Below are 16,415 nucleotides of genomic sequence, written 5' to 3'. Positions count from 1 at the left end.
TGGATCAGTGATCCCGGGTGAACAGGTGATTCAGTTCGTCGAAGCTCGCCGCAGGGCCGAGGCCGGTGAACGAGCCGGTGTCGGCCACTTCGCGCGCAGTACGTAGGAACGCGCCCCACGCGACCCTGGTGAGCGCAGAGCCCAGACTGATCCGCCGCACGCCAAGCTCTTCGAGGTCGCTGACGCGCAGGCCGCTGTCCGATCCCATCAGAACGTTGACCGGATGCGGGCGTAGCGCGTCGACCAACGCAGCGATGTCACTTCTCGATCGGACACCGGGTGCGTACAGCACGTCGGCGCCGGCATCAGCGAATGCTTGCAAGCGCGTGATGGCTTCGCGCAGCGGGTCCGGATGCCCGTAGAGGAAGCACTCCGCTCGGCCCGTCAGCAGGACGTGCGGATTCGACGCGTCGATGGCGGCTCGTGCGACGCGCACCCGCTCCGTCGCGACAGCCAGCGCGTACGCGGGGTCGTCGCCGCGGCCATGGACGTCTTCGATGGACAGCCCGGCCACACCCGTCTGGACGCATCGCCTGACGTTGGTGCTGAGCCCTTCGAGGTCCTCGGCGTAGCCGGATTGGAAGTCGGCGTTGACGGGAAGCGGTGTCGCCTCGACGATCGCTGTGATGTTGGCCAGTACGCCGTCGACGTCGAGCGCCGTGGGGTCGTCCGGAAGTCCCCGTGCAAAGGCCGCCCCGGCACTGGTCGTCGCCAGTGCGGGGAAACCCATGTTAGCCAGGGCAATCGCCGTCCCGGCGTCCCAGGGATTCGGGATCACGAAGCAGCCCTGCTCGTGCAACCGGCCGAAGGGTGTCGCGTGCTTGCGGGTGTGCGGTTCGTCGGTCACGAGCCTCATTCAACGGCTCATCAGCCACTTCGATCAAGAGAATTGACGCGATGTGCGCCCTCGACTGTGGGGCTTATGCACGCAAATTAGCCGAATTGCGTACATAGCCCCCACAGTCGGCGAGCACTGGCACCTAGCGGTAGGCGTCGTCGTCGATGGCTCGACGGACGATGGCCAGCGTCTGGCGAAGGGTGTCGAGGTCGGTGGATCCGAGGGCCAGTCGGATGGCCTGGGGCTGATGTGTCGAGGTGGTGAAGGGTTCGGCCGTGGACACCGAGACGTTCCGTCCCGCGAGGGCGGCCACCAGGCGGTCCGCCCGCGAGTCCTCGGCCAGAGGGAGCCAAAGGAAGTAGGACGACGGGTGGCCGACATGGGGTAGGCCGGCCATGGCCTCGCGGGCGAGAGCCTGCCGCGCGCGGGCGTCGAGTCGCTTCTCCCGCTCGAGTCGGGTGACGACACCGTCGTCCAGCCAGCGGCATGCGATCGCGGTGGTGATGGCCGGGGTGTTCCAAGTGGTGGCGCGGATCGCGCGTTCGATTGCCGGGACGAGTGTCGGCGGTGCTGCGATGAACCCGACGCGCAGGCCGGTCGCCACGTTCTTCGACAGTCCCGACACGTAGACGGTGATGTCCGGCGCATGCGCGGCAAGCGGTGGCGGTGGCTTCTCGACGAGGTAGGCGTACGCCGCGTCCTCGATGATCAGGAGTCCGCATCTGCGCGCCGTGTCGACCAGCCGGGCACGCGCGGCAGCGTCCATCACCCATCCGAGCGGATTGTGCAGGGTGGGCATGGCGTAGACCGCTGTGATGCGCCGCCGAGCGCAAAGCCGTTCGAGGGCAACGAGGTCCGGTCCGTCCGGGGTGATCGGCAGCGGCGCGAGTTCGAACCGTAGTGAGTCGGCGAGCACCTTGAACCCGGGATAGGTGAGGGCGTCCACCGCGACGACGTCCCCCGGTTGCAACAGTGCCATCGTGCTGACCGCCAGGCCGTGCTGCGCGCCGGAGACCAGGAGGACCTCCTCGGCGCCGACGCGGAGGCCGCGTCGACGCAGATGCCTGGCGACGGAGGCCCTCTCGTGGGGACGACCGCCGTGGGGCTGGTAGCGCAGCAGCGCCTCCAGGTCGCCCGACGTGGCGAGGTCCCGCAGTGCGTGCCGCAGCAGGTCGGCTTGGCCGGGCAGTGCCGGGTAGTTGAAGTTGAGGTCGATGGTGTCGGCTGCCACGGCGTGCTGGTCGATGCCGTGTCCGGCGGGCAGCGCGAGGTCGCGGACGAAGGTGCCGCGGCCCTGCTCGCCACTGACCAGGCCCATCGATCCCAGTTCGGCGTAGACGCGGGTCGCGGTCGCCACGGCGATGCCCTCGCGGACTGCCAGTTCTCGGTGTGTGGGCAGCCTCGTCCCGGCCGGCAATCGTCCCGTGCGAATGTCGGCGGCCAGCGCGTCGACCACGCCCTTGTACCTCGCCACGGCCATCGGGCTCGATTGTATGCAGGACAATTCTTTGACCGTCCTGCGTCATGGTCCATACGGTGATCGGGACAAGCGAAAGGACAGACCGTGCACATCGCGATCCTCACCTTCGAGGGCTACAACGAACTCGACTCACTGATCGCCCTCGGCGTGCTCAACCGCGTCCAGCGAGACGACTGGCGTGTCACGATCGCCGCCCCTTCGCCGCGGGTGCGGTCGATGAACGGCGTAGTCGTCGAACGAATGGCCGATCTGGACGAAGCGTGCGACGCCGACGCCGTCATCGTGGGCAGCGGCATCGCCACCCGCGAAGTCGTCGAAGACCGCACCGTCATGCACGCGCTTCGACGTCTGAACCCTTCTCGCCAACTCATCGCCGGGCAGTGTTCCGGTGCGCTGGTCTTGGCCAAACTCGGTCTGCTGCAGGACGTCCCAGCGTGTACGGACCTGACCACCAAGCCGTGGGTCGTCGCCGCAGGCGTCGAGGTACTCAACCAGCCCTTCTTCGCCAGAGGGAACGTCGCGACCGCGGGCGGGTGCCTGGCTTCCCACTATCTGGCTGCGTGGATCATCGCCCGCCTCGAGGGTAGGGACGCGGCCAACGACGCGCTGCATTACGTCGCCCCAGTCGGCGAGAAGGACGAGTACGTCGAACGCGCTTGGCGCAACATCGCGAACTACCTGCCTGCCGTGCCGGTCTGAGCGCTCGCGCTCAACCCCGGGGCAGCCGAAGATGCATCACGTGCAATCCCACCATCCCGTGAGTACGTGACCGGAACGCGCCAGGCACCGTGCCCACGATGGTGAAGCCGAGGGACTGCCACAGGGCTACCGCCCGTTGATTCGTCTCGACGACGGCGTTGAACTGGATGGCGGCGAAGCCGTTGCGTTCGTGCCAGTCGATGACCCACTCGGCCATGGCCCGCCCCACGCCGCGGGTGCCCGCCCGTGGGTCCACCATGAAGCTCGCCGTCCCGACATGGCTGCCGCGCCCCGGTCGGTTCGGCCCCATCTTGGCGGTGCCGACGATGACCCCACCGTCGTCGACGGCGACGATTGCGTGCGCGGGAGGCGGTTCGAGCCACAGCCGCTCGACGTCGTCGTCGGATAGCGGCTCGGGGTATGCGTAAGTCTCGCCGTCGGCCACGATCAGGCGGAAGAACTCGGCGATCTTGGGAACGTCGCGCCGTTCGGCGGTACGGATCTGCACTATCGAACTCCTTGCCTCAGCTGCCGTGAGGTGACCGACGCGGTCGCCGTCCCGCCTTGCCGGCCGTCGATGCGTCGCGAAGCACGTGGGCAACGGTGACTTCCCCGAGTCGTGCTTCCACCGCGCCGGCAAGCTCGCGATCCAGCGCGACCAATGTCCGTTGTACCCCGACGCCGGTACGGCACTGCGGATTTGGGCCGTGCAGCCCAAGCACCGGGTCGTCGCCCTGGACGAGTCGCCAGATCTCGGCGAGGGTGATCGTCCCCGCAGGCCGGTTGAGCACCCAGCCCCCACGGGCACCCGGGGTGGACGCCACGATGCCCGATTCCCGTAGCGGGGTGAGCACTCGACGCACGTAGACGGGGCTGGCGTTGACGCTCGCGGCGAGTTCGTCGGAACTGACCGGGCCCGCGACGTCGGTGCCTGCCAAGTAGGTCAAGACGTGGACCGCCACGGCGAACTGCGTGTTGGTCGGTGTTGCCACGAATCAAGCTTGCCATATCGCAACCGCGATGACTACAGTTCGGTCCTGCATTCGCAATCAGCGTGGTTGCGAATTAGGGAGGTGGTCACGTGTCGATTGGCATCACGGGCGCATCCGGGCGGCTCGGCGGAGCCGTCGCGGCACGACTGCTCGACGTCGTCGACGCAGCAGACGTCGTGCTGATGAGCCGGACGGTCGAGTCGCTGTCGGGCTTCGCTGCTCGCGGCGTTGGCGTGCGCCCGGTCGACTTCGGTGACCCGCCATCATTGGCGCCCGCGTTCGAAGGCGTCGACAGCCTGCTGCTGATCTCGACCGATCGCGTCGGGGACCGGGTAGCGGGCCACGTGGCGGCCATCGAGGCCGCCAAGGAAGCCGGGGTGCGCCACGTCGTCTACACGTCGGTCCCGAATCCCGTGGCTGCCAACCCGGCACTCGCTGCACCGGACCACCTCGCGACCGAGGACGCACTGCGGTCCAGCGGACTGGCATGGACGTCGTTGCGCAACAACCTCTATGCGGACATGCAGGTCCCCAGCCTGCGACGTGCGGTGGAGGCGGGACGGCTGGTCGTCAACTCCGGCGACGGGCGCGCCGCCTACGTCAGCCGCGCGGACTGCGCCGCCGCGGCAGTAGGGGCGTTGACCGGACGCGGCGAGACGAACACCGCCTACGACATCACCGGCCCACGAGCGTTGTCCGCATACGACCTCGCCGAACTGACGGGTGCGGCCCTGGAGGTCGTCCAGCTCGACGACGACGCCTACGTCGAGGCCCTCGTCGGTTCCGGGCTCGCGAAGGATGCGGCCAACTTCATCGCGTCCTTCGGCCGGGCAGTCCGCGAGGGATACCTTGCCGACGTCACCACGGCCGTGCGCGACCTGACCGGGCGACGGCCGACATCGCTCGACGAACTCGTGCGGCCGGTCGAGGCGTGAGGATTCGACGCCTGGGCTGGGCAGGCATCGAGGTAATCAGTGACCGGGGGTCTTCCCTCGTCGTAGACTTCGTGCGGGACTTCTCGCTGCTGCGCGCCACCCAGCCGGATGGTGCGTTCGCCGAGCCGGAGCGGGCTGCGGCCCTGGCTCTGGTCACGCACCTGCACGAGGACCACACCGATGTCGCCGCAATCGAATCGGCGGCGGGCGATGCGGGGCTGGTGCTGCGCCCCGCTCCGTTCGTCGCTGCGGCCGACGAGGCCGTGTTCACCGACGGTCCGGAGACTGATCTCGCGGCCAGCACGTTGAACGCGCGCACCGTCGACGAGTGGGATCGAATCCACCTACCGCCGTTCACCATCACCGCGGTTCCGGCGGTCGACGGCCTCGGCGACCCGCAGCTGAACTGGGTCATCGAGGCCGACGGTCAGCGCGTGTTCCACGGCGGGGACACCATCTTCCACGGCTACTGGTGGCTCATCGCCAAGCGAGCCGGGCCCATCGACCTCGCCGTGATGCCGATCAACGGAGCAGTCGTCGACGTCCCACACCTGCAGCCGCCCAGCCCGCTGCCCGCGGTGATGACACCGGAGCAGGCCGCGCAGGCCGCGGCGATACTGGGTTCGAGAGCGGTCTTGCCGATGCACTTCGGAGTCCACCAGCCGCCGGTCTACGTCGAGGCGGCCGGCGCGGTCGAGAGGTTGGTCGATGCCAGCGGGCAGTTGGCGTTGCGGGTGCTGAACCTGGAACCGGGGCAGGGCATCGACGTCGCGCACGCGGTCGGCGTGCCGCCGTCCGTCACTCCTGCGGAGGTCCGCCGGCACGGGCCATGATGTGGCGGGTGCGGTCACGGAGCAGTATCTGGATGCGGTCGTGGTGATTGCGCGGATGCCACGCCATTCCGATCGTGATGTGCGGCAGCGTCAAGGGGATCGGGAACGTGCGCAACCCGAGCGTCTCCAGCATCGGGCGCCCGAGCCTGTCGGGAACGATGCAGACGACGTCGGTGGCACGGGTCAGGTTCAGCGCGCTGGCGAAGCTGGGGACCACGGCCGTCACGCGTCGCTGCAAGCCGAGTTCTGCGAGCCGGTCGTCGATGGGGCCATGCGCCCGACCGCGCCGTGACACGACGATGTGTTCGGCGGCCGCGAACCGCCGCGGTGTCACCGTCTTGACCTTCGCCAGCGGATGTTCGGGCCGTACCGCGGCGACCAACGTCTCCGTCACCAGTGTCTCCGAACGTATCTCGGGATCACCGGGACGTATGATCCCGATCTCGAGGTCGACGACTCCTTCGCGCAGCGCCGGAGTGTCCTCGAGGCCTTCCGGACGCACCCGCAGCGAGATGCCGGGCGCTTGAACCCGCAAGTCGTCGATCAGTGCTGGAACGAACGTCGTGGACAGCATGTCGGCGACCCGCAAGTCCAGCATCCGCACTGCCGTGAGGGGATCGGCACCGTCGGACGGCGCGAACAGTGCCCGGGCTCGGTCGGCGATCGCGTGCACCTCGCTGCGCAGTTCGAGGGCGCGCGGGGTGGGTACGAGATCTCGACCGGCGCGCACCAGAAGTGGGTCGTCGAAGACGCGTCGCAGGCGTGCCAATGAGCGGCTCATCGCAGGCGCCGACGTGTGCAGGCGGGCCGCGGCCCTGGTCACGCTGTTCTCGGCGAGCAGCGCGTCCAGGGCTGCGATCAGGTTGAGGTCGTACTCCACGAGTCGATTATCACAGCTGCAATGACTATGTACCAACGTTGCACTGGAGCTAATCGGCCGCTCGCTCTAGCGTCGGATCCACACGACCAACACGAGGAGCGCAGATGAACGCACACACGTACTCAGCCAAGGGCGCACGGTAATGCGCGCGGTGGTGATCGGGGCTGGAATCGTGGGTCTGACAACCGGATTGGCACTGCGCCGCGCAGGCCACGACGTGACCGTCTACGAGCGCGCCCCCGAGATCCGCGCCGCAGGCACTGGCCTGGGGCTATGGGCCAATGCCATGGCGGTCTTCGACGCGTTCGACGTCGGCGAGCGGATCCGTGCCATTGGCAAGCCCGGTGAGATGTACTTCCACGACGCCGGCGGACGGTTGCTCGAGACCCCGGGGTTCGGCGTGGAGTATCACCAGTTCCTCCTGGTCCATCGGGCGAAGCTCAACGATCTGCTGGCCGACGCGGTCGGGCCGGAGAACATCCGTCTGGCAACGGGTTTCGAGGGTTACGCCGAGCATGCGGACCACGTCGACGTTGGACTGGGCGACGGCACGACCGTCTCCGCCGACGTACTGATCGGGGCGGACGGTGCGTACTCGATGGTGCGCGAGCAATTGCTGCCAGGCACTGCGGCACGGGAACATGCCGGGCATCACGTCTGGCGTGCGGTCATCCCGAACCCCGGGATCGCGCTGACCGAAGACCGGCTCATCCTGGGTGACCACGGATGCCGCGGTGGCTACGTCCGCACGTACGACGGCAGCGTCTACTGGCTCGTCAACCAGTTCAAGACGCCGGCGTTGGCCGGCACCCTGAAGGAGCAAGCGCTGCAGCGGGCCGAACACCTCGGCGCCGATGGCGGGAACGAGGTCTTGGTGAAACTGATCGACGCAACGCCCGAAGAGGCGATCCTGCACAACCAAATCATGATCGTGCCACCGCTGCCACGCTGGACGTCTGGGCGGGTAGCACTGGCCGGTGACGCGGCCCACGCGATGTCGCCACACATCACCGCCGGCGCGACCCTGGGCGTCGAGGACGCCGACCTGCTCGGCCAACTGTTGACCTCGGCTGCGGACGTACCCGCGGCGCTGGCGGCTTACGAGGCCGACCGGATGCCGCGGTACGCCCACGTCGCCAAGTTGGCCGCGGCGGTCGAGCATGCGCCCACGCCAGCAGATTTCGCGACCAACTACGCCGCATTCCACCACTGGATGCTCAGCCCGCCGGTGTCGGCACCCGTGAGTCAGGGCGCACGGTGAGTGCCGTGCAGGATCTGGTCGACCGGGCGGCCATCGCCGACGTGGTCGCGGGCCTCGCGCACGCGCAGGACGACAGGAACTGGGATGCGCTGCGGAACCTCTTCGCCGATGCGGTGACCCTTGATCTGTCGAAGCACTACTACGGCGGCCCGCCGACGACCATGGACGTGACCGCCGTGGTCGAACTGGCTCGGGCCGGCCTGACGGGTTTCGACTGCACGCACCATGCCGCCTCCAACGTGATCACCGAACTGCTCGACGACGAGGCGCAGTGCCGTGCTCACATGGTCGCCTATCACCACGTTGCGGTGAGCAACGGCGCCGTCGACTATTGCACCATGCGCGGCTACTGGGAACTCAAGCTGCGAAGAGGATTACGGCACTGGGTCATTCATCGCTGGGCGGTGGTGCGAACTGCACCGTGGGAAGGATCCCCGGACGTGTACGAACTGGCTGCCGCGCGCGTCACCAGCGGAGCTGACCGTTCGTGATCGACTGGCTACGACTCGTCGAAGACCTGGTGACGTCACCCTGGCTCTACCTCATCTTGATCTCGGTTTCGCTTCTCGACTCGTTCCTACCGGCCATCCCCAGCGAGCCCGTCATCGTCATCGCAGGCGTCTACGCGGCCAGCGGAGAGACGATGCTATTGCCCGTCATCGCCGCCACGGCCCTGGGCGCCTTCGTCGGCGACATGGTGCCCTACGGTCTCGGCCGTGTCATGGCCGATCGTGTACTGAAGCGACTACCACCGGGAACCAAGCGGCGAAAGGCGCATGACTGGCTCGGGTCCGAACTCGAAACCCGCGCCGCATACGTGATCATCACCTCCCGCTTCATCCCGGTCGGGCGATATCTGGTCACGCTCACCGCTGGCATTACCCGCCTCGCCTGGCCCACGTTCGCCGGCTACACCGCGATCTCGTGCGTCGCGTGGAGTACGTACACCGTCCTCGCCGGCTACGTCGGCGGCACCCTCTTTCGCGACAACACCTTCGTCGGCATCGGCGTGGGCATCGGGCTCGCAATCCTGACGAGCGTCGGCATCGAGGGAGCCCGGTACCTCCGGCGGCGGCTGAACAGCGAACGCATACCCCAGTAGTCGGGGTCAGAAGTCGGTCGCTCGAGCACGATCGCGCCACGGGGCCAGCTCTGCCGCATCGTCGGCGACTCGCTGCTCGCTGGCTGCGACCGCGTCGGGCCCGATGGGCAGCCTGGTGGGCGGGGCGCCCGCGGTGACGACGTCGTAGAGCAGAGCGGCCAGTTTGTCCGGGTCGCCGTCCTGCGCTTGATCCATCGGCCCGATCTGCTCGAGCTGATCGTGCGCCGGCGTGCCTGCGTAGTCGTCGATCGAACCGTGGTTCGCTGCCACCCACACGGTCGAGGGATCGAGGAAGTTCGTCCTGAAGGCGCCGGGCTCGATCGCCATGACGGAGATGCCGAGCGGGGCGAGGTCCTGGCGCAACCCCGCAGTCAGCCCCTCGACGGCGAACTTCGACGCGTTGTACATCGAGGACGATGGAAAGCCGATGACACCGCCCATCGAGCTGAGGTTGACGATGGTGCCCGACCGCTGCGCCCGCAGGGTGGGGAGTGCCGCGCGTATGACGTCGATGGTGCCGAAGACGTTCAGGTCGAACTGTTCTCGAATCTGTTCGTCCGTCATCTCCTCCAGCGCGCCCATCAGCGGCCGACCCGCGTTGTTCACGACCACGTCGATGCGGCCGAAGCGCTGCACCGTCGCGTCGATGGCGGTGCGAACCTGCACGGGCGACGTCACGTCGAGCGGTTGGGCGAGCAGTCGGTCACCGTCGCCGAGCGCGTCGGTGACGGTCCGTGGATTGCGTGCGGTCGCCGCGACGTCGTCGCCGTGGGCCAGCGCGTGGCGTGCGATCGCTGCGCCCAGGCCCTTCGACGATCCGGTGATGAACCAGGTGCTCATGTCGTGCTCCTCATGTTAGCAACCTCTTACATCTCAATGTAAGAGGTTACTCACTTGTGGTCAACCGGTGCCCGCCAAATGCTAAGAACTAGGGATGGCGCGCAGCGGGTACCACCACGGCGACCTGCGCGCTGCGTTGATCGCCGCCGGACTCGAGATGGTGGCCGAACACGGGATCGCCGCACTGTCCGTCGCGGACGCCGCCAAGCGGACCGGCGTGAGCGCCGCCGCGCCCTACCGGCACTTTCCGAATCGCCAAGCGTTTCTGGCTGCGGTCGCGACGGCGGCGGCGCGCGAGTTCGACGACGAGGTGCGTGCGGCGGTTCCGCCGCGCCCCGACGGCGACCAGGCCGAGTGGGCGATCGAGGCAATGGCGGCGACGGCGGGGGCCTACGTGCGATTCGTGGCGCGCACGCGCATCGGCTGGGACGTCATCTACGGCACTGACGTGGGTGACGCCGTTGACGAGGAACGACTCGACGTGGCGCGCTCGCTGAACGATGCGTTCCTGGAACCGGCGCTGGCCGTCACCGACGGTGACGTCCGTCGGGCCCTGCGGGTGCTCGAACACGAGGTCGCCGCAGCGCACGGGTACGCCAGCCTCTTCGTCGCAGGCCTGTTCGACCGCAAGTATCCCGAAATCGACCGCGCTGCAGCGCAAGCCGCGGCCATCACGCGAACGCTGGCACTGGCCGCCCGGGCGGATGCCACGGCCACGTGAACGCGGCGCCGAGCCCGGCGCCGATCGGATCCCGGCACTCGCACCATCGGACGGGCGCGTTCTGTCAGACTCCAGTCATGATCCAGGGCTTCTCCCACATCGGCATCTGCGTGACCGATCTCGACCGTTCGATCCGCTTCTACACCGACGTGTTCGGGTTCGCGCAGCTCTACCAACTCGACTTCAACGACAACGAGGTCGCCGCGACCATGGAGCAGGACGGCCGCTTCCGGTCCGCGATGCTGATCCGCGACGACATCCGGATCGAACTGCTGCTGTGGGTCGACGTCCCGACGACCGGGTCGGGGGAGCGCAAGCCGATGACCGAACTCGGCTTCACCCATCTCTCGTTCCGGGTGGAGGACGTCGATGGCCTGACCGACGCGATCGTCGCCGCGGGCGGAACGTTCCTGGAGTCGACGCGCACCGTGCTCGGCGATGTCGAGGACCCGACGTCTGGTCGGTTCGTCTACCTGACCGATCCCGACGGCACCCGCATCGAGCTGATGCAGAACGTGCCCGACCTCTCCGGTATCAGCGCCGAGTCGCTGTAGTCGTTCTCGACCGACTTCGGTGTCATCGTCGCTTGTCGGCGATGCGATTGAGCCACTCGGTCATGAGATTCCGTTCCGCCGTCGTCAACGGCAGTTCGTGATCGTCGAGGACTTGTCGCAGTGCACTCGCGCGTCCTGCGAGCGTGTTGCGCGACTTGATCAGTCCGGACGTGACCGTGATGCTCGCGATCGCATTCTCGCGTGCGATTTCGCTCATCTCGTGATCGCGCTGCGCGGCGGGCACCATCAACTGCGTGATGACGAAACCGACTCCGCAGGACTGGAACAGAGCCGTGGCGCGTTCGAGGCTCATCCGCAGCCGTCCCTCGTCGGCGATTCGAGCGATCGCGTCCTGGAGCAAGGTCACCGTCGTCTCGGCGGCGGCGGAGATTGCCTTCCCCCGCCTCGGTTGCCCGTATATGAGGGCGAAGCACTCGGGTTGGGCGAACCCGAATTCTATGAACAGGTCCCACAGAGCCCGTAGTTCGGCCACCGGATCCTCGGACTGCCTCAACAACTTGCGCTTCTTCGCGATGTAGTTCTCGAGGACGCGGACCGTAACCGCTTCGAGTAGGCCCTCCTTGTCACCGAAACGCCGGTACAAGATGGGCGGTTGAGTGCCCGCAGCCGCGGCCACCGCGCGAGTCGATACGGCGTCGACACCGCCCTCGCGCAAGAGGTTGGCCGCCGCCTCCAGTAACCGGTCGGATGTGGATGCACGGGTATCGGCAGGCATGTTATCGACGGTAACACCGTGGCAGGTTGCGACCGCGGCCGCTGTGCTACCGTCGATATCACTGCATCAGTAACGATGATAACAATCATGCCAACCGAGATGATCGAAGGAGCCAGACATGACGAAGAGCATTGACGAGGTGCGGGACGCCAGGGAGGACAACGCGTGGCTCAAGCGCTATTACTTCGCGCGTGCTGGATTCTCGATCGTGTGGGTGGCGGCCGCGTACGCTCTCGCCGACAGCGCAACGGCGATCGTCGCCGCGTTGCTACTCATCTACCCGGCATGGGATGCGATCGCCAATCTCGTTGACGCTCAGCGCAATGGGGGAGTCAGACGCAATCCCACCCAAGCGTTCAACATGGCGGTCAGCACCGTGACGACGATCGCGGTCGCCGTCGCATTGACCACGAGCATGAACGCCGTGCTCGGCGTCTTCGGTGTGTGGGCCTCTGCGACCGGTCTGCTACAACTCGCCACGGCCATTCGACGCCGGAAGAGCAGCGGACAGTGGCCGATGATGCTGAGCGGTATTCAGTCGACCGCCGCTGGAGCGAGCTTCATCGCAAAGGCCGCTGCGGCCACGGCCCCCCAGATCACCGCGATTGCTCCGTACGCCGCCTTCGGCGCGTTCTACTTCCTCGCCTCGGCGATCTGGCTGACGATCGTCGACGCGCGTCGTGCCGGTCCGCCGCAGAAGCGAACGCGCTAGACCTTGCCGCCCGGGAACATCGTCTTGACGGCCTGAGTCATGTGCTCGCGGGCAGCCGCGGCGCCGGTGGGGTCCAGCGAGCCGATCGCGATCACGTAGCGGCGCTCGGGTCCGATCGCCCCGGTGGTCACGTGCAGCTGGTTGCCGCCGTTCCAGCAGCAGAACCAGCCTTGCTTGACCGCCACCTGCTCGGCGTACAGGCCCTCGGGGATGCCGAACCGCTGCGGATAGCCGTCGTTCCCCGTCGGCGTGGATTGGGCGAGGTTGCCGATGATGACGTTCGTCTGCTCCGGAGGCAGCCCGCCGGCGCCGTCCAGCAGCATGTCGTAGTAGCGAACGAGGTCGCCTGCGGTGCTCGTGGTGACGTCCCAGTGCCCGTTGGAGGGCGCCGTCGTTCCCCCCAAGCCGTACCGGGCCTTGATCCGCGCGATGACGGCGTTCCCGCCGCTGCGGTCCCAGAAGTTCTGCGCTGCACTGTCATCCGAGGAACGCAGCATGACGTCGAGTGACCTGCGATCCGCCGCGGAAAGGGTCGTCTTGCTCTCCGACTCCTGCAGCAGCAGGTCGTCGGCGATGAACAGCTTGACCACGGACGCGATCGGGAACGATTCGTTCGAGCCGTTGGTGACGACCTGGCCGGTGGTGCGGTCCATCACGGCTATCTCGAGGTCGGCCCCCGACTCGGCTGCGTCGGCAGTCGCCTGACGAACGCGGGCGTCGAGGCCCTCGAATGATGCCGGAGGGCCGGCGGGCGGGGCCTGGGGTGCTGCCCACTGTGGCGCTTGCGGTGCGGTGACCGGCGCCTGCGGCGCATTCGACGCGGCCGGCGGCGTACCCCAGACCTGCGCCTCGCAACCGCTGGCTAGCAGCGCCGCCGCGCAGACGATCGCCAATCTGGTCATCGCCGTTCCCGGCCGCCGCTGACGCATGAAACTCCTCCGAGCTGAAAACTGAGACAGGCTCAACGCTGCGCCCACTGATTACCCAGCCTAATCGCCTTGACGCAGTACTCCCGGGGTGAGTTCGCCAACCCCACGGATGCGGGAAGTGTCTGGGCAATCGCGACGTTGAGATTCACGTCACTGAAGCCACAGATGGAAGTGCCCGATCGATGACGTCATGCTGAGCACACTCGCCGAGTGCGACGCCGCGGAGGTGCAGCTGCCTGCGACGAGGCAGTCGAGCAGTCACCACCTGCAGTGGCAATCGGTGCTTGCCCGGACGTACGTGGAGCGGCCCATCGCCGACGAGTTCACCACGCTGCCGACGGCCAACTTCCTGGTCGTCATGGTCACCGGAGGCATGTACTCGATCGAAGGGGTCAGCGACGGACGGTGGCGCAGCACGGTATACCGTCCCGGCTCCACCGGCATCACGGCACCTGGCAACGCGAGCACGTTGCGATGGCGCGCCATTGGAACTCGACCGCTGACGTCGCTGCAGGTGTACCTGGCACCCGAGTTGTTCGTCGGTGTCCGCGCCGAGGACGACGACCGGGCACTGGACGTCCTGCCCGATGCGCTCGCCGTCGACGACCCCGTGATCTCCACGGTGACGAGTGCCATCGGGTGGGCGTTGGAGTCGGAGGCGTCGTCGCTCTACGCCGATTCGGCGGCGCAGTTCCTCGCAGCCCACGTGGTGGAGCGGCACCTGACGTGTCGAAGCGCACCGCGCGGCCGCGGTCTCGGCGCCAGGGCGCTGGCACACGTCGTCGGATACATGCAGGACAACCTGGCCGACGAGATCACCCTCGAACAGCTGGCGGCGGTCGCCGGGCTGAGCAAGCACCACTTCCTGCGGTCGTTCAAGACGGCGACGGGGGTGACACCGCACGGATTCCTCGTGGAGATCCGCATGCAACGTGCCGCCGAACTGCTCGTGGCGCGGACGAGCACCGTCAGTTGGGTGGCCGCCCGGTGTGGATATCGCAGTGCCAGTCACTTCGCGGCGGCGTTCCACAGGCATCACGGCACGTCTCCCACGGCGTACCGCCTCGCACGCGTCTCGGCGCGCTGACCGACTTTCGTCATCGGGCCGGAATCCAGCAATCCGCCGACCGAATGGCGCAACATCGCGTCACCGAGGTGGCGTACGGCGCGGCAGGCTTTGGGCGACGGTTCTTCGTCGAGGGTACGAAGCCGTGGGAGGTCGGAAGTGAGCAACGCCCACGAGGCACGGGTTGCCGTGGTGACCGGAGGGTCGGGCGGCATCGGCCGAGAGATCGTCGAACGTCTTGCCACCGACGGCTTCTCGGTCGCCGTCCACTACTCCGGTAGCGCTGACCGTGCCGAACAGGTGGTCCGCTCCGTCACGGATGCGAACGGGTCGGCGTTCGCGGTTCAAGCCGACGTCGCCGACGAGGACGCCGTCTCCGCAATGTTCGACGAGGTGACGAGTCGCTACGGTGGCGTCGACGTCATCGTCAACACTGCGGGCATCATGATGCTCGCCCCCCTCGCCGAGACGTCGTTGGAGACCTTCGACCGGACGATGCGCACCAATGTCCGAGGGACCTTCGTGGTGTCGCAATGGGCGGCGAAGAACCTCCGTGACGGAGGCGCCCTGATCAACTTCTCGTCGTCGGTAGTGAAACTGGCGCTGCCGACGTACTCGACGTACGCCGCGAGCAAGGGCGCCGTCGACGCTCTCACCCTGATCCTCGCCAAGGAACTGCGAGGCCGCAACGTCACCGTGAACACGGTGGCCCCCGGCCCCACGGCCACGCCGCTCTTCCTGGACGGGAAGAGCGACGAGCAGGTCAAGCAGATGGCGGGCATGGCACCGCTGGAACGCCTCGGTGAACCCGCCGACGTCGCCGAGGTCGTCGCCTTCCTCGCCGGCCCGGCCCGGTGGATGAACGGGCAGACCATCTACGTCAACGGCGGGGTGATCTGATGGGCGGGGCGATCGTCGTCACCGGCGCGTCAAGTGGCTTCGGAGCGATGACCGTGCGGGAGTTGGCGATGGGTGGGCACACCGTCTTCGCCGGGATGCGTCAGCTGGACACCAAGAACGAACGGGCTGCGGCCGATGCCGCCGACTTCGCATCCGAGCACTCGGTGGACCTGCGGCCCATCGAACTCGACGTCAGCGATCAGCACTCGGTCGACGAGGCCATCGAGAAGATGGTGGCGGCGGTCGGTCACGTCGACGTGGTGGTGCACAACGCCGGTCACATGGTGCTGGGCCCGACGGAGTCCTTCACCCCGGAGGATCTCGCGCAGGTGTACGACGTCAACGTGCTGTCGACCCAACGCGTGAACCGCGCGGTACTGCCGCACATGCGGGAACGTGGCGACGGTCTGCTGGTGTGGGTCGGATCGACCAGTACCCGCGGTGGCACCCCGCCGTACCTCGCCCCGTACTTCGCTGCCAAGGCGGCGGAGGACTCCATCGCGGTGAGCTACGCCGCCGAACTCGTCCGGTTCGGCATCGAGACGACGATCATCGTGCCCGGTTCGTTCACCACGGGAACCAACCACTTCGCCAATGCGGGCCGGCCCACCGACACCGACACCGCGTCGGCCTACGAGGCTCGCTACGGGGGTCTCGTCGACCAGGTGACCGAGAAGCTCAACGAGTTGTCGCCGTCGTCGGCGGACCCGAACGAGGTGGCACGGGCCATCCGCGACGTCGTCGACACCCCGAAGGGGCAGCGGCCCTTCCGGGTTCACGTCGATCCGGCCAACGACGGCGCCGAGGAGGTCAACGGCGTGGGCGATCGCGTACGGCGCGAGTTCTACGACCGCCTGGGGTTGAGCGATCTGTTGCGCGTGTCGCCGTGACCGGTTGGTAAACACGTCGGACTGATCGAGCGGGGGATCGCGGGCAC

20 protein-coding genes are annotated in these 16,415 nt (G+C 67.4%); 12 read left to right on the top strand and 8 right to left on the bottom strand.

Annotation, left to right across the window (positions count from 1 at the left end):
• Window positions 1-4: 4 nt before the first annotated feature.
• Together G6N61_RS12205 and G6N61_RS12200 are read right to left on the bottom strand one after the other, a co-directional pair.
• Complete coding sequence (locus G6N61_RS12205; protein WP_235887505.1) at window positions 5-847, bottom strand: isocitrate lyase/PEP mutase family protein; 843 nt, start codon at window positions 845-847, stop codon at window positions 5-7.
• Between the two features lie 133 nt (window positions 848-980).
• Window positions 981-2,318, bottom strand: a complete 1,338-nt coding sequence (locus G6N61_RS12200; RefSeq protein ID WP_163918763.1) for an aminotransferase-like domain-containing protein — start codon at window positions 2,316-2,318, stop codon at window positions 981-983.
• Window positions 2,319-2,402: 84 nt separating this feature from the next.
• Here G6N61_RS12200 and G6N61_RS12195 point away from each other — a divergent pair, with 84 nt between their 5' ends.
• Window positions 2,403-3,017 (top strand): DJ-1/PfpI family protein, encoded by a 615-nt coding sequence (locus G6N61_RS12195; RefSeq protein WP_163918762.1) that lies wholly within the window; start codon window positions 2,403-2,405, stop codon window positions 3,015-3,017.
• A gap of 10 nt (window positions 3,018-3,027) precedes the next feature.
• On the opposite strand, the gene G6N61_RS12190 is transcribed toward G6N61_RS12195, so the two are convergent.
• A complete protein-coding gene (locus tag G6N61_RS12190; RefSeq protein ID WP_163918761.1) occupies window positions 3,028-3,525 on the bottom strand; it encodes a GNAT family N-acetyltransferase in 498 nt (165 codons plus the stop codon).
• A 16-nt stretch (window positions 3,526-3,541) separates the two neighbouring features.
• Window positions 3,542-4,009 carry an Rrf2 family transcriptional regulator gene (locus G6N61_RS12185; protein ID WP_163918760.1) on the bottom strand — a complete coding sequence of 156 codons (468 nt, stop codon included), beginning with the start codon at window positions 4,007-4,009 and terminating at the stop codon, window positions 3,542-3,544.
• Window positions 4,010-4,098: 89 nt separating this feature from the next.
• Here G6N61_RS12185 and G6N61_RS12180 point away from each other — a divergent pair, with 89 nt between their 5' ends.
• Complete coding sequence (locus G6N61_RS12180; protein ID WP_163918759.1) at window positions 4,099-4,944, top strand: NAD(P)H-binding protein; 846 nt, start codon at window positions 4,099-4,101, stop codon at window positions 4,942-4,944.
• A complete protein-coding gene (locus G6N61_RS12175; RefSeq protein ID WP_163918758.1) occupies window positions 4,941-5,777 on the top strand; it encodes an MBL fold metallo-hydrolase in 837 nt (278 codons plus the stop codon). The genes G6N61_RS12180 and G6N61_RS12175 overlap by 4 nt, the downstream gene beginning before the upstream one ends.
• On the opposite strand, the gene G6N61_RS12170 is transcribed toward G6N61_RS12175, so the two are convergent.
• Window positions 5,743-6,657, bottom strand: coding sequence for a LysR family transcriptional regulator (locus G6N61_RS12170; RefSeq protein WP_163918757.1), 915 nt, complete (start codon window positions 6,655-6,657; stop codon window positions 5,743-5,745). The two genes, G6N61_RS12175 and G6N61_RS12170, sit on opposite strands and share 35 nt — an antisense overlap.
• A 142-nt stretch (window positions 6,658-6,799) precedes the next feature.
• Between G6N61_RS12170 and G6N61_RS12165 the strand changes: the two genes are divergently transcribed.
• From G6N61_RS12165 to G6N61_RS12155, 3 genes are read left to right on the top strand one after another with little or no spacing between them, the layout of a single operon-like run.
• Complete coding sequence (locus tag G6N61_RS12165; protein ID WP_163918756.1) at window positions 6,800-7,918, top strand: FAD-dependent oxidoreductase; 1,119 nt, start codon at window positions 6,800-6,802, stop codon at window positions 7,916-7,918.
• Between the two features lie 5 nt (window positions 7,919-7,923).
• Window positions 7,924-8,409, top strand: a complete 486-nt coding sequence (locus G6N61_RS12160) for a nuclear transport factor 2 family protein (protein ID WP_198339335.1) — start codon at window positions 7,924-7,926, stop codon at window positions 8,407-8,409.
• The gene (locus G6N61_RS12155; protein ID WP_163918754.1) at window positions 8,406-9,020 is read left to right on the top strand and encodes a DedA family protein; all 615 of its coding nucleotides are present in this window, start codon (window positions 8,406-8,408) and stop codon (window positions 9,018-9,020) included. Before G6N61_RS12160 ends, G6N61_RS12155 begins: the two co-directional genes overlap by 4 nt.
• Before the next feature lie 6 nt (window positions 9,021-9,026).
• Here the strand turns inward: G6N61_RS12155 and G6N61_RS12150 are convergent, their stop codons facing one another.
• Window positions 9,027-9,860, bottom strand: a complete 834-nt coding sequence (locus G6N61_RS12150) for an SDR family oxidoreductase (RefSeq protein ID WP_163918753.1) — start codon at window positions 9,858-9,860, stop codon at window positions 9,027-9,029.
• 94 nt (window positions 9,861-9,954) lie between these two features.
• On the opposite strand from G6N61_RS12150, the gene G6N61_RS12145 reads away from it, so the two are divergent.
• Together G6N61_RS12145 and G6N61_RS12140 are read left to right on the top strand one after the other, a co-directional pair.
• Window positions 9,955-10,581 carry a TetR/AcrR family transcriptional regulator gene (locus G6N61_RS12145; RefSeq protein ID WP_163918752.1) on the top strand — a complete coding sequence of 209 codons (627 nt, stop codon included), beginning with the start codon at window positions 9,955-9,957 and terminating at the stop codon, window positions 10,579-10,581.
• A gap of 77 nt (window positions 10,582-10,658) precedes the next feature.
• Window positions 10,659-11,135 (top strand): VOC family protein, encoded by a 477-nt coding sequence (locus G6N61_RS12140; RefSeq protein ID WP_163918751.1) that lies wholly within the window; start codon window positions 10,659-10,661, stop codon window positions 11,133-11,135.
• A gap of 22 nt (window positions 11,136-11,157) precedes the next feature.
• On the opposite strand, the gene G6N61_RS12135 is transcribed toward G6N61_RS12140, so the two are convergent.
• Complete coding sequence (locus tag G6N61_RS12135) at window positions 11,158-11,871, bottom strand: TetR/AcrR family transcriptional regulator (protein ID WP_163918750.1); 714 nt, start codon at window positions 11,869-11,871, stop codon at window positions 11,158-11,160.
• 118 nt (window positions 11,872-11,989) lie between these two features.
• On the opposite strand from G6N61_RS12135, the gene G6N61_RS12130 reads away from it, so the two are divergent.
• Window positions 11,990-12,583: a DUF308 domain-containing protein gene (locus G6N61_RS12130; protein WP_163918749.1), complete on the top strand. Its 594-nt coding sequence runs from the start codon at window positions 11,990-11,992 to the stop codon at window positions 12,581-12,583.
• Here the strand turns inward: G6N61_RS12130 and G6N61_RS12125 are convergent.
• Window positions 12,580-13,512, bottom strand: a complete 933-nt coding sequence (locus tag G6N61_RS12125; protein WP_163918748.1) for a serine hydrolase — start codon at window positions 13,510-13,512, stop codon at window positions 12,580-12,582. The genes G6N61_RS12130 and G6N61_RS12125 overlap by 4 nt on opposite strands.
• A 190-nt stretch (window positions 13,513-13,702) precedes the next feature.
• Between G6N61_RS12125 and G6N61_RS12120 the strand changes: the two genes are divergently transcribed.
• From G6N61_RS12120 to G6N61_RS12110, 3 genes are all read left to right on the top strand, one after another.
• Window positions 13,703-14,599 carry a helix-turn-helix domain-containing protein gene (locus tag G6N61_RS12120; protein ID WP_163918747.1) on the top strand — a complete coding sequence of 299 codons (897 nt, stop codon included), beginning with the start codon at window positions 13,703-13,705 and terminating at the stop codon, window positions 14,597-14,599.
• 138 nt (window positions 14,600-14,737) lie between these two features.
• Window positions 14,738-15,478: an SDR family oxidoreductase gene (locus G6N61_RS12115; RefSeq protein ID WP_163918746.1), complete on the top strand. Its 741-nt coding sequence runs from the start codon at window positions 14,738-14,740 to the stop codon at window positions 15,476-15,478.
• On the top strand, window positions 15,478-16,368 hold the full coding sequence (locus G6N61_RS12110) for an SDR family oxidoreductase (RefSeq protein ID WP_163918745.1): 891 nt from the start codon (window positions 15,478-15,480) through the stop codon (window positions 16,366-16,368). Before G6N61_RS12115 ends, G6N61_RS12110 begins: the two co-directional genes overlap by 1 nt.
• Window positions 16,369-16,415: the final 47 nt, after the last annotated feature.

It is taken from the genome of Mycolicibacterium arabiense (assembly GCF_010731815.2).
Lineage (GTDB): Bacteria > Actinomycetota > Actinomycetes > Mycobacteriales > Mycobacteriaceae > Mycobacterium > Mycobacterium arabiense.
The sequence above is the reverse complement of the archived record's forward strand: the minus strand, read 5'-3'. Positions and strand labels throughout refer to the sequence as shown.

Bases quoted from the DNA above. Each gene is read 5' to 3' on its own strand.
- G6N61_RS12200 (WP_163918763.1), bottom strand. From the start codon at position 2,318: ATGGCCGTGGCGAGGTACAAGGGCGTGGTCGACGCGCTGGCCGCCGAC.
- G6N61_RS12165 (WP_163918756.1), top strand. From the start codon at position 6,800: ATGCGCGCGGTGGTGATCGGGGCTGGAATCGTGGGTCTGACAACCGGA.
- G6N61_RS12150 (WP_163918753.1), bottom strand. From the start codon at position 9,860: ATGAGCACCTGGTTCATCACCGGATCGTCGAAGGGCCTGGGCGCAGCG.
- G6N61_RS12145 (WP_163918752.1), top strand. From the start codon at position 9,955: ATGGCGCGCAGCGGGTACCACCACGGCGACCTGCGCGCTGCGTTGATC.
- G6N61_RS12140 (WP_163918751.1), top strand. From the start codon at position 10,659: ATGATCCAGGGCTTCTCCCACATCGGCATCTGCGTGACCGATCTCGAC.
- G6N61_RS12135 (WP_163918750.1), bottom strand. From the start codon at position 11,871: ATGCCTGCCGATACCCGTGCATCCACATCCGACCGGTTACTGGAGGCG.
- G6N61_RS12130 (WP_163918749.1), top strand. From the start codon at position 11,990: ATGACGAAGAGCATTGACGAGGTGCGGGACGCCAGGGAGGACAACGCG.
- G6N61_RS12125 (WP_163918748.1), bottom strand. From the start codon at position 13,512: ATGCGTCAGCGGCGGCCGGGAACGGCGATGACCAGATTGGCGATCGTC.
- G6N61_RS12120 (WP_163918747.1), top strand. From the start codon at position 13,703: ATGCTGAGCACACTCGCCGAGTGCGACGCCGCGGAGGTGCAGCTGCCT.
- G6N61_RS12110 (WP_163918745.1), top strand. From the start codon at position 15,478: ATGGGCGGGGCGATCGTCGTCACCGGCGCGTCAAGTGGCTTCGGAGCG.